The organism is Rubinisphaera margarita, from assembly GCF_022267515.1.
GTDB classification, from domain to species: Bacteria; Planctomycetota; Planctomycetia; order Planctomycetales; family Planctomycetaceae; genus Rubinisphaera; species Rubinisphaera margarita.
In genome coordinates, this window is record NZ_JAKFGB010000012.1 from 339,339 (window position 1) to 351,852 (window position 12,514).

The following is a 12,514-nucleotide window of genomic DNA, read 5'->3' on the forward strand; positions in this document are numbered from 1 at the left end:
GTTCCGTCTTTCCGTCGGCTGCCGTCGCAATCCGGAAAATGAGAGCTGGAACTGGTGATGGCTCGCTCCCAGGCCCCGGACACATGTGTCCGCGTAAAAGTCGCGGTTTCTAGAGCAAATTCAAAATTCGACTGCAGGCGAAGCATGAAAATGCTCTAAACCAGTCCGCTTTTCTTCCGCAGAACCCATTCGATGGTCATCAGGCCCGCAAAGATGAGCAGAATAGGCCAACCGTCCCAGAGGCTAATGCTCGATGTGATCTCGGCGTCGTTTTTCCAGGGTTTTCGCTTCAGGAAGTCGGTCAGAAACTCTTCGAGATTTTCCGGGGCGATGACCTGCGAGTCTGTCGACAACCCCGCTAATGACGCGATTTCGTCAAGGAGGACGCGATCGACAATCGGATGGTCGAGCTCCAGATCGCGATCGTGCACAAGAAATCGAGCCGTCGTGGGCAGCGACGACTGCCCCTGGCTGTTGATCTCGACGACTTCGACGAAATAATCGCCCGGGACAATCGTTTCGTCGAACTCGGCGTAAAGGCCTTCTTCGACGACGCTCCCGTTCAGAGTTTTCTTTGTGCCATCCGGACCTGTAATCGTGGCTCGGAGTACCGCATCCTGGCGAGGCTGCCCTTCGTCAGTTCGTGCCCCGTACTCGACAGTCACGCGCCCGCCGGGGTCGATTGCTTTGGGAGTGAGGCGAACCCAGACGGGCTGATCGCTTTCGAGCTCCTTATGAGCGAGCCAGAGGACGGACTGCCGCCAGAAGCGCCGGTGAAGCGTCTCGAAACCGGCCTGAGACCAGAGATAAGTCTGGTCGAAGGCGAAACACATCACGCGACTGCGGCCAGTTTCCGCGGCGACAATCAGATGGTCTCCCGTCGTACTCGTTGCGAGTATTTCCACGAAATTGGATTTCGCCTGAATTCTCGTCGCGCCGAGTAACGGCGGCAGGTCAAGCCACGCCTGTTCGTTTCGAGCCGGGATGTCGATTCGCGTCACGTAATGCCGGTTCCCGGCTGTGCTGGGCTGCAACTGAATTTCGTCTCGAATCTGTAACTGATCACTGAAAACGTCCGCGGGCTGCTCCTCTTCCGGCCGCATGGCCACGGGAATAAACGTCTCCAGCGGAGTTCCGGCGTACCCCCCTGCTCCGTACGTGTGGTAGCCTCCGAGCATGAGCAGTCCCGCTCCTTCCCGGACGCGAGCCGCCAGTGCCTGCAAGTTCTTCTCGCCGAATTGCTCGGCGGCAACGTCTCCGATGATGAAGACGTCGTACCGGCCCGGTTCGAACCAGCGGGCGTCGACCGCAGTGTCCCGGGCGAACTCGCCGGAGCGCATCATCTGGAAGTCGACCTGCACTTTTTCCGAGGCATTCAGTTGCCGGATCGATTTGACTTCGGTGCGGAAGATGTCGAAGTAAGCGACTCGCAATCCCCCCTTGCGGACCGTGACCAGCGTCGACCGGGTATTGTTCCGCGTTTGAACTTCTCCCGTAACCGGCTCCACGACGGCTGCAATCTTGTACTCCCCCGCGAGCTCGGGTGTGAAAGAAAGCTCGACCATTTCTGAACCCGCCGGGAGCCTTGTGTCGATGGTGACATCGGTCCGGGAGAACTCACTCGGAGGGATCGGCACCATTTTCCCCGACTCTCCAGGCTGCAGTCCGGCTCGATCTTCAATAAAGAGTCGCACTCGCAGCTGTTGACCGCCAGCTCCGGCCCATCGCAAAGCAACCTGGACCGGCACACGTTTTTTTACGAAGACGACCGGATCGATCTGGATCTCTTCGACAGCGACATCAGCCGCGGCATCGATGGATGAAGCCTTTCCGATCGGAACTGGATAAAGTGAGACACCGAGTTCCCCCAACTCACGGGCAGGCAAACGAGGGTCCTGGTCGTACGGGGGAACCGATCGCTGTGCTCCGTCGGTCAACAGAAAGATCGAGGTCAGCGGATTCTGCCCGTTGCGCTTCACGGCTTCTTCGAGAACCGATCCAATAGCCGTCTGTGGACCTTCGGCTGTCTCATCAACATCCTGGATGATCTCCAGTGTATTCGCGAAGTCCTGCAGCGTAATCGAGACTTCCTCGGACAGAGCTTTCAGTTCGTCGTCGACACTTGCCAGAGTCTGCTGGAGAGCGACGCGACGCGTAATTCCGCCCGGACCATCGGGGACCGACATACTGCGACTTTGATCGGTCAGGATCCAGATACTGGCTCGCTCGCCTTCGGCTGCGACCCACTGGATTTGTGGGCGGAGCATGCCGATGAGCAGGACAAACACCGTGAGCATCCGCACGCCAGCCAGCATCATCCGCCGTTGCGAGCTGAGCCCTCGTGAAAAGCGGTAGCCGGTCCAGACAGTCGCGATCGCAATCAATGTGACGACGATCACGGTCGGGAGCGACCAGATCGGATCAAACTGAAGGCGAATTTGCGGCATCGAGAATACGGCGTCCATGGGATCCTGGGTGGGTCAGGCTCGGTCCATCCGGTAGAACAGATTGGCGACCAGATGTTCGGAGATAAAGAAGACGAGAAGCAGAGTCATCAACATGGGATAGGCTTCGATGCCGATCCGCCCCAACAGGACCGATCGTTCCAGTTCGCTGAAGCTTCGGGACAACTGCCATCGTCCTTCACCGAACAGCTCGTCAAGCTCGCTGACACTTAACCGGCTCAGGCTTGTCTCCTGATCGGGCAACTGTAATGAAAATCCATAGCCTGGGATGTCGGTGCCGGGAAACAGCAGGCGATAGTTGCCAACCATCCCGACCAGGTTCTGGTTCGTCTCCGCGGTTGATCCTCCCTGCTCTTCCGGTTGGGAGGTCGAAATCACCAGGCCCTTCGAACGAAGAGGAACGGCTATTTGTTCCTGCCGTAAACCGGGCATCCGCAGCAGGGCTTTCTGTTGAGCGGTTTCTGGCGGGATGTCCAGGAAAACGGGAGCACCAACGGTTCGGTTGAGCGGACTCTCCAGATCACCGGCGAGGAAGCGAGTGGTTTGATCGGCCCAGGCGGCGTAGATCCAGCCCATTCGAGCCAGTTCACTCCAGTTCTTTAACTGAGCCGCGTCAGCCAGGTCCACAGCCGTGGAGATGATCATCGACTGTCCGCGTCCGACGCCACGAGCGATGACGGCCGGAGTACGTTCATCATCTGTAAAGCGAGCCAGAACCGACGATTCCACGGCGGGCTCGATTTTCCAGTAGCGATGCACCTCAGCTGACGTGAACAGAGCCAGGGCGTTGAGCTGATCCAGATACCTGAAGACCGGATGGTCGGGCCGGGAGACTTCAAGGCGGGCGGATGGCGTAGCCCGGGAGTGGACCTTCAACTGACCTGGAAGCCATCGGGGCTGAGCGTAATCCTGATAGTTGACCTGATCTACGCGCGTGGATCCCAGGATTACGCCGAGTCCGCCGCCAGTTCGTGCGAACTGTTCCAGTCGTTCCCAGGTTCCTTCGGAAAGGCGAGCAACGTTCAACAGATAGATGACACCGGGGCGTGGGCCGTTCGTCTGTTCCAGCGAGCGGTTCAATTGGGACGATGGAAGCACGCTCACTTCGTACTGATGAGCGTTTCTCTCGACCAGCGGGCGAGGAGCCAGAGCCTGTTGCCAGACGAAGGCTTCGTCTGGGCGGTCCGAAACAATCCAGATAACTTCCCTCGGTTCAACGAAGGCGGAGAATGCGACCGCGTTGTCGACGGAGAGCGGGTCGCTCTTCGCAAGTCGTAGCTCTCCCTGAAACACGCCCCGCCCCTGAGCGGGGAAGGACATCGTGATCTGTCCCACCTGATCTGGCTCGACCTCGACGATTTTCTGATCCCGCTTGATGAGGGAGCCCGTACCGTCATCGAGATAGAGTTCGATCAGGCAATTCTCAGCGGTGCGGCTCTGGTTGATGATCTCAGCGCTGACGCGGACGAGGCTTCCTTCAACGACCCGTTCGCGAGACAGCGAGACGTTGCTTAGTCCATAGTTCGTGCCGCCTTCGACGCCTACGTCGATGATGTAGAGTCGCAACCACGGAAGCCGCTCCATTTCGGCCTTGAGCCGCTCGGCTTCATCAAGATTCCAGGCGGAACTGAACCGGTCGGTGTAAATGTAGATCTCACGGACGTATCTGTCACTGGCGTCGGTCGCGCTGTTCTCTTCCAGGATCTGTGCGCGATCCTCCGCCTGAAGCTGAATGGCGGAGAGGACGACGTCGTTCAGCGACAGAGCCCGATCCCGCAATGTAAGGCCATTTGCCTTCTGCAGTCGGGTTTCTGCGGCTCGGATTTCATTGAGGAACTTCAGGGGACGCAATTCGCCGTTATCGGCCAGGGTAACCTTGGAACCGCCCGGCAGAGCTTCGATCTGTTGCAACGCCAGGCGACGGGCGACTTCGAGGCGATTCTGGTTCTCGTGCTGATAGCTCATGCTGGCACTGAGATCGAACAGCAGGACGCCGGCCACCGGGACGTTCAACTGTCGTGGACCTTCCGGGCTGGTCAGTTCCGCCGCCACTCTGCGTTGATAGGGCCATCCGACAAGGAGCAGGGCCAGCAACAGAATTGCCGCGATTGTTCCGGCGTTGAGCCAGGTTTCTCGGTAGCGCTGAGCATGTTTCTGCTTGGCTTCAGAAACCCAGTAGCGTCGGCCGGCCCACCAGGCACCGGCGCAGAGCACACCGACGCCAATCAGTCTGAAGAGTTCGCTGCTCGTCAGGGCGTAGTTCGCGGCCGGCAACGTCGGTCGGGCGACCGCCAGCACGATGAGAACAAGAACGAGGATTCGCAGCAGGAGCAGGCCGAGATGCCGCAGACGCATGCGCTGCACGCTCTGCTTCCGGATATTGTTGAGCAGGCGCAACGCTGGGAAGTCGAGCTTCCGAGGCCGCGCGCGCATCAACAGATGGAGCACGATCGGAATCGCGGCTAGAGCAAGGCCGAAGAGTAACGCCGGATGAAGAACAGACATGGACGCGGCTGGACCCAACTTCCTGAGGGGACTGCAGATGCGATCAGAGTGCCTCAGTTCGCAAACGTCGGCACGCTATCGGTCATCATACACCTTCAGACGAAGGAGGGGAAACCGGTCTTGATGGAATCGGAGAGAAGCATCGCCGATGGAGAACATCCGTTGGCGAACCGGTCGATGGCACCGCGGCTTAGAAAATTCCGAGCTGGTCGCGGGCGTCTTCCGTCATCATTTCCGGAGTCCACGGCGGAGACATCGTCAGCTTGATCTCGGCTCCATCGACCCCCGGCATCGATTCAATCGCTTCGCGCGCCTGAGCGACGATCTGCGGACCAGCCGGGCAACTGGGACTGGTCAGCGTCATCGTGACCGTGACCTGATTGTTGTCTTCAGTGATATCGTAGACGAGACCAAGGTCAACAATGTTGACGAACAGTTCGGGATCGACCACTTTCTTGAGCGAGTCAAGCATATCGCCGACACGCGGTGCTTCCTGAGGACCCGTGGACGGCACGCCGGTATCCTCCCCGGACTGCTCGGAAGTTCCAGCCGCAGCCGCTTCTGTAGTGGCCGAAGCCGAAGCGGTCGAACTTGCCGGAGCGGCCGAGTTCGATTCGCCGGTGGAAGGTCGGGCGAAGATGACGCCCTCACGGATATCGACTTCGAAGGTCTGAACCGGCTGCGTGGCCGGCATGCACAACGGAGCTCCCGATTTCAGATCAAAGCGGGCGCCGTGCCGGGGACATTCGATCGAGTTCTCGATGATGGCACCGTCTGTCAGCGGCTGACCATCGTGAGTACAGACGTCCTCGATAGCGAAGTACTCGCCTTCGAGCTGGACAATCAGTGCAGGAAGATCGTCAATGATTACGGAGACTCGATCCGTTCCCGCGAAATCATCCACATTGGCAACCTGTTCCCAAGCCGTTTCACTCATCGTTCGCTCTAATCTCTTCAATCGAAGGGTGTTGTTGTCTGTTGTTCTCAATTATACGCCGCATCAGGCGGCCTGTAACTGTCCGTCCGGTGGTTAGTCTTCGATACCGAAGCCGAGCTTCTCCTGCACGGTCTGACTCAACGTATGTCGGACGAGTTCGACCGGAATCCTGTCGAATACCTGGGAGAAGAAGCCTTCGACGATGATGTGCATGGCTTCCTGCCGCGAGATACCGCGGCTCAAGCAGTACAGAATCTGCTCGTCATCGACCTGGCCAGCCGTGGCAGCGTGAGTACACCGCACATCATCGGCGTTGATCTCAAGTCCCGGAATGGCGTCGACTCGGGCGTCCCGACTGAGGATCAGCGAGTCATTCCGCTGATATCCATCCGTCAGCTGAGCGACTTCGTCAACTTCGATCATCCCGCGCCAGATCATCCGGGCCCGATCCCGCACAACCTCTTTGTAGAGGAGGTCCGAAGTGGTATTCGGAGCCTTATGAGCCTGACGGGTGTAGTAAGAAATCTTCTGTCGTTCGGTCGCGAAGGCGACTCCGTTGACCTGAGCCGTGGCTCCTTTGCCGTCGAGCATGACATCCTGGTGCACGTGGGAGAACTTGCTCCCCAGAGCCGAAACAGTCCACTGCAGCGACCCGTCTCGTGCCACTCGTCCGCACTGGTGAGCGAAGTGGAACACTCGTTCGTTCCAGGTTTGCAGCTGGACATAAGCCAGGTGAGCTCCCGCTCCGACGATCAATTCGATCGCACCCATATGCATGCCGGCTGCATTGGAATCGGCCGAAGAGGTTTCTTCCAGCAGCGTAGCGCGGGCACCATCTTCGAGAACGACGAGGGTGTGCGAGAAATCGGCCGTGCCGGAACGAGACAGCCCAATCAGGCTGTGCAACGGCTGTGTCAGCTCAACATTTCGCGGAACGTACAGGAACGCTCCGCCGGTCCAGAATGCGGAATGCCAGGCCGAAAAACGGTCCGTGTCGGTTTGCACCGCATGCGTCAGCAGATGCTTCTGCAGCAATTCCGGGTGCTTCTCCACGGCTTCCGCCAGGCTGCAGAAGATCACGCCCTTTTCGGCGAGCTCGTTCTGAAGCTGGCTCTGTACAGGCGTGCCATCGATATGCTCCACCTGACCGGCGAACTCGCCCCGCTCCGTCATCAGGTTGTTGAATTGCCCTGTGGCGCTGGAGTTATCTCCAGTGGTGCGAATGCGGTAATCACCCGGACGGAAGAGCCGCAAATCGAGTCGGCGGAATTCCTCGGGATCGAGTTCCTGCTCGCAATATTGCTGGTAAAGAGCGAACGCGTCGCGTCGCTTCTGCTGCAACCATTCGGGCTCGTTCCGGCTGTCGAGGAATGCCTCGAATCCGTCGGCCGTCGTGATGGCGAATTCTGCTTCACTAATCTCCATGTCTGCTGCTCTTGTTCTTGCTATCTATGCGTCATCAAAGAGATCCACAGCAGTGGATCCTGAACGCGTCTCCTGTTTTCGGCAGAACGCGTTGTGAATGTTTCGAATCGGTCTGGGCGAATGCACTGCCGGACGAGCCGGCATTGGCACTTCCCGAGAATTAGAACGTGTGAAGAAAGGACGGCGCTGGCCTGGCCAGTGCTCGTCCAACCTTCTTTTCGGATCCCGGTGGCGTAGCCAGCGGCACACGTTAATTCGACCGAACCCTAACCGACCGAACCTTCCATTTGCAGTTCGATCAGGCGGTTCATTTCCACTGCATATTCCATTGGCAGTTCCTTGACGAGCGGCTCGATGAAGCCGGTCACGATCATGGCCGAGGCTTCCGCCTCGGTGAGACCGCGGCTGGTCAAGTACAGCAACTGCTCTTCGGCGATTTTCGACACCGATGCTTCGTGCTCGATGGCGACGTTGCTCTCGTCGATTTCGATATACGGATACGTGTCGCTCTTACTTTCCGGATCGAGAATGAGAGCATCGCAAACGACGTTCGACTTACAGTTTTCAGCTCCGTCCTGAACCTTGACCAGTCCGCGGTAGCTGGAGCGTCCGCCGTCTTTCGAGATACTCTTCGAAATGATTCGACTCGAAGTGTTCGGAGCACAGTGCACCATCTTCGCACCGGCGTCCTGATGCTGACCGTTCGAGGCGAAGGCGATCGACAGTGTTTCTCCGCGAGCACCCGGTTCCATCAGATAGATGGCCGGATACTTCATGGTCAGCTTGGAACCCAGGTTTCCGTCGACCCACTCCATGAGGGAGTCGCCGTAAGCCATCGCCCGCTTGGTCACCAGGTTATACACGTTGTTCGACCAGTTCTGGATCGTCGTGTAACGACAGCGTCCGCCACGCTTCACGATGATCTCGACAACAGCCGAGTGCAGACTGTCGCTGCTGTAGGTCGGAGCCGTACAGCCTTCGACGTAGTGAACCGAAGCTCCTTCGTCGACGATGATCAGCGTCCGCTCGAACTGGCCCATGTTCTGGGTGTTGATGCGGAAGTAAGCCTGCAGCGGGAAGTCGATCTTTACGCCCGGTGGGACATAAATGAACGATCCGCCCGACCACACGGCCGAGTTCAACGCGGCGAATTTATTGTCTGCCGGCGGAATGACCGTGCCGAAGTGTTCGCGGAACAACTCCGGATGATCCCGGAGAGCGGAATCGGTGTCGGTGAAGATCACGCCCTGCTTGGACAGATCTTCCTGAAGAGATCCGTAGACCACTTCCGACTCGTACTGAGCCTTCACGCCTGCCAGATATTTTTTCTCCGCTTCGGGAATCCCGAGCCGGTCGTACGTCTTCCGAATGTCTTCCGGAACGTCGTCCCAGGATTTTTCCTGACCCTGGGAAGCCTTGACGTAATAGTAAATATCCTGGAAGTCGAGATCGGAGAGATTTCCACCCCAGTACGGCATAGGCTTCTGGAAAAAGAGCTCGAGGGACTTCAGGCGGAAATCCCGCATCCACTCCGGCTCTTTCTTCATTTCCGAGATTTGAGCCACGATCTGAGGATCGAGACCCTTACGGCTGGTGAATGCGTAAGTATCCGTAGGGTCGTGGAACCCAAAACGGTATTCGCCGATGTCGACCTTGTTCTTTTCAACAGCGTCTGTAGACACAACAAACTCCTCTCGATTTCAAACCGTTTCGGCAAGCGAGACGGGGACGTATTCCTTGATCAATCTGTTCGACCGCCCGAAGAAACCCCGAGCGGTGTCGAGATTGCTTATTTCGTCAGGGTTTCCTGCTGCTGCTCTTCCCAGGCGGCTTCCTCTGGATGACGTTTGCGGACTTCATCGTATCCATTGGCGTGCAGATCATGTGCCAGTGCGGCGTCGCCGGTTTCGACGATTTTGCCCGCAAGCATCACGTGGGTGAATTGCGGCTCGTTATATTCCAGCAGTCGCTCGTGGTGCGTGATGATAAGCACGCCCATTTCCGGCCCAGCCAGTTTCGACAGCCCTTCGCTGACGACTCGTACGGCATCGCTGTCGAGACCACTGTCGGTCTCATCGAGCAAAGCGAACTTCGGCTTGAGCATCGCCAGCTGAAGAATCTCCATCCGCTTCTTCTCTCCCCCCGAGAACCCTTCGTTGAGGTAACGGGTGGCGAAGGCGGAATCCATATTGAGCTGCTGCATGGTTTCGCGAAGCTCGGTGCGGAACTCCCGCATCGAAATCAGGCCTTCCCCTTCTTTGCGATCCGGGTTCCGCACATTGGACAGTGCCAGTCGCAGGAAGTCGGCGACCTTCACCCCCGGAATTGTCACCGGGTACTGAAACGCCAGAAACAGTCCCAGACGAGCCCGATCGGAGGGATCCATCTCGTTCAGCTCAACGCCGTCGATTTCGATCCGTCCCTTAGTCACTTCATACTTCGGGTGGCCGATCAACGTGTAGGCGAGTGTACTTTTTCCGGAGCCGTTCGGGCCCATCAGTGCGTGGATTTCGCCCTGACGGATCTCAAGATTGACCCCCTTCAGGATTTCCGTATCGCCAACGTTGACGTGCAGATCTTCGATTTTCAAAAGAGCATTCATGATCGTGATATTACTTCCTGCTGTTAAACATCTCCGGCTGCCCGGCCGGTTCTCACTTTGTTACTCAGAATCTGTCGACAGTAGTACGGGTTCGAATCGGCAACAGCTGTGTCCATCGACACAACGCTGCGTCAGTTGGAGCGGCATGCCGAGAATCTGTTCGAACACCGATTGCTCCAGATCGCAGATGGAACGGTCGTCGACGGCCAAATCGTGGTAAGGACAGGCTTTCTCGGTCAGGCAGACCGAATCGTCCTCCTGTTCGACCTGAATATCGAAACCATGCTTCAACAGAGCCTGCTGAAGCTGCTGGATCCGCTCGGCTGGATCAGCCGCGTTCACATTCTCCCCGTACCGGTTCACCAGAGTTCGCCGCAATTCATCGGCGATTCGGGAACGCAGCTGTTCGTCGGGGATACTGGTCAGTTGCCGCCAGAGGACTGTTGCCAGCTCGTAGTAGTTATCTCCGAGCAGGCGGCGTCCGTCTCCGGTGACCGAATATTTATGCTGAGGTCGTCCCCTGCCGTGACGGACGGCAGTTCGTTCAATCAGACCTGCTGCCTGCAGCCGGCTGAGCCGCTGACGGACAGCATTGGTTGTAACCTGTTCAGCATCACAGATTTGGGCAATCGTTGCTTCGCCCAGTTCATTGAGATGACTGAGAAATTCCCGATCTGATTGTTTGATGGAATCAAGCATATCGATTTTGGTGGGCGTTGTCCCCTGGTGGAAAAATCCGACGCTTTCAAGGGAGCCGCCACGGGGATTGTAGGGATATCAATAATAAAAACAATGGAAATTGTTTCAAATAAATCCGTGACTGTCGGGCTCAGTTCCCGTTTTGCCCTAAGTCCAGATGAGTTATGGTGGTCCGACCGCTCAGCTTGGTCGGGTCTTGACTTCGACAGCTTGAAATAAACCTTGGACGGGAAGATCAGCAATGGCACAGAAAGAGCAGTGGGGAACTCGGATCGGGGTGATTCTGGCGGTCGCCGGTTCGGCGGTCGGCCTCGGGAATTTTCTGAGATTTCCCGGCCAGGCCGCTCAGAACGGCGGCGGTGCCTTCATGATTCCCTATTTTATCTCGCTCCTGCTGCTGGGAATCCCCCTCTGCTGGGCCGAGTGGACGATGGGCCGGTTTGCCGGCACACGGGGGTTTCACTCCGCTCCCGGGATTTTCATCGTCCTCTGCCGGAACACGTTTGCTCGCTACTTCGGCACGCTGGCCCTGCTCGTTCCTCTCGTCATCTATATGTATTATGTCGTGATCGAAGCCTGGTGTCTCAGCTACGCCATCAGCTATCTCGACGGCAGTCTGATGCCCGCCAGCAATCCGGGGGCCTACGATGAATACTTTGGTTCCCTGGTCGGGATGGGCCAGGACGGGGCCCTGTTTCGTCCCGGACACCGCGATTTTCTCGGAATCCTGATCTTCACGTTCGCGATGAACTTCTTTTTCATCTACCGAGGGATTACCAAAGGCATCGAAGCGTTCTGTCGGGTGGCGATGCCGATCATGGTCATTCTGGCCCTCGTCGTCCTCGTCCGCGTCCTTACCCTGGGAACGCCCGATCCGGGAAGCCCGGAGCGGAACGTCGTGAATGGGCTCGGCAGCATGTGGAATCCCAATTTCTCCAAGCTCAGCAATCCAAGCACCTGGCTGGCGGCCTCCGGGCAGATCTTCTTCAGCCTTTCGGTCGGCTTCGGCGTCATTATTAACTATGCCAGCTACATGCGGAAGAACGATGACGTCGCACTGAGCGGCCTGACAGCCACGAGTATGAACGAATTTTTTGAGGTCTGTCTGGGTGGGCTGATTACTCTGCCGGCCGCCTTTATCTTTCTGGGAGTCGCTGCCCAGGATATGGGAACATTTGGACTCGGCTTCACAGCCCTGCCGAGCGTATTTGCCGTGATGCCCGCGGGCCAGCTTTTCGGCTTCCTCTGGTTCATCATGCTGTTTATCGCAGCAATCACGAGTAGCCTGTCCATGCTGCAGCCCGTGATTGCGTTCTTTGAAGAAGGTCTCGGGCTTAAGCGACATGCGGCTGCCGCGATTCTGGGACTGATCTCAGCGATCGGTTCCGGCTTCGTCGTCTACTTCTCCAAGGACCTGAAAGCTCTCGACACCATGGATTTCTGGGTCGGGACCATGTGCATCTTTATTCTGGCAATGTTCCAGGCGACGGTTTACAGCATTGCATTCTCGGTGCAGTCAGGGCATGCGGCCCTGCACGAGGGGTCGCACATTCGAGTTCCGATTGCTCTGCAGTATCTTCTGAAGTTCGTCACACCGGTCTACCTGCTGCTGATCTTCGTGGCCTTCTGCATCTTCAATGTGCCAGACTATTTCTCGGCAATCGGGAAGAGCGAAGTGGCTCTGGCTTCGATCATGTTTATTTCCATCGTTGGAGCATTTCTGCTCGTGATGGTGCACATCGCCGGGATTCGCTGGATGCGGGAAGGGAAATTGAACTTCCTGCTCGAGGAGGCGGAAAGCGAGCAGACCGAGAGCGACTCTCCTGCCGTTTAGGCCGCCTCCGTAACCACAGTTTTTCCTCGCACAATTGCTGCTTCCAG

At 57.4% G+C, this 12,514-nt stretch carries 8 protein-coding genes; 1 reads left to right on the forward strand and 7 read right to left on the reverse strand.

Annotation, left to right across the window (positions count from 1 at the left end):
* Positions 1–155: 155 nt before the first annotated feature.
* The 7 genes from L1A08_RS09890 to L1A08_RS09920 form a co-directional block, all read right to left on the reverse strand.
* The gene (locus L1A08_RS09890) at positions 156–2,465 is read right to left on the reverse strand and encodes a glutamine amidotransferase (protein WP_238756184.1); all 2,310 of its coding nucleotides are present in this window, start codon (positions 2,463–2,465) and stop codon (positions 156–158) included.
* 15 nt (positions 2,466–2,480) lie between these two features.
* Positions 2,481–4,970 carry a BatA domain-containing protein gene (locus tag L1A08_RS09895; protein WP_238756185.1) on the reverse strand — a complete coding sequence of 830 codons (2,490 nt, stop codon included), beginning with the start codon at positions 4,968–4,970 and terminating at the stop codon, positions 2,481–2,483.
* Positions 4,971–5,160: 190 nt separating this feature from the next.
* Positions 5,161–5,907 carry an iron-sulfur cluster assembly protein gene (locus tag L1A08_RS09900; protein WP_238756188.1) on the reverse strand — a complete coding sequence of 249 codons (747 nt, stop codon included), beginning with the start codon at positions 5,905–5,907 and terminating at the stop codon, positions 5,161–5,163.
* A gap of 93 nt (positions 5,908–6,000) precedes the next feature.
* Complete coding sequence (gene sufD / locus L1A08_RS09905) at positions 6,001–7,332, reverse strand: Fe-S cluster assembly protein SufD (RefSeq protein WP_238756189.1); 1,332 nt, start codon at positions 7,330–7,332, stop codon at positions 6,001–6,003.
* A gap of 266 nt (positions 7,333–7,598) precedes the next feature.
* Complete coding sequence (sufB, locus tag L1A08_RS09910) at positions 7,599–9,014, reverse strand: Fe-S cluster assembly protein SufB (RefSeq protein ID WP_315860576.1); 1,416 nt, start codon at positions 9,012–9,014, stop codon at positions 7,599–7,601.
* A 107-nt stretch (positions 9,015–9,121) separates the two neighbouring features.
* Positions 9,122–9,934 carry a Fe-S cluster assembly ATPase SufC gene (gene sufC / locus L1A08_RS09915; protein ID WP_238756191.1) on the reverse strand — a complete coding sequence of 271 codons (813 nt, stop codon included), beginning with the start codon at positions 9,932–9,934 and terminating at the stop codon, positions 9,122–9,124.
* A gap of 60 nt (positions 9,935–9,994) precedes the next feature.
* Positions 9,995–10,633, reverse strand: a complete 639-nt coding sequence (locus L1A08_RS09920) for a helix-turn-helix transcriptional regulator (RefSeq protein WP_238756193.1) — start codon at positions 10,631–10,633, stop codon at positions 9,995–9,997.
* 241 nt (positions 10,634–10,874) lie between these two features.
* Here L1A08_RS09920 and L1A08_RS09925 point away from each other — a divergent pair, with 241 nt between their 5' ends.
* Positions 10,875–12,467, forward strand: coding sequence for a sodium-dependent transporter (locus L1A08_RS09925; RefSeq protein WP_238756195.1), 1,593 nt, complete (start codon positions 10,875–10,877; stop codon positions 12,465–12,467).
* Positions 12,468–12,514 lie beyond the last annotated feature (47 nt).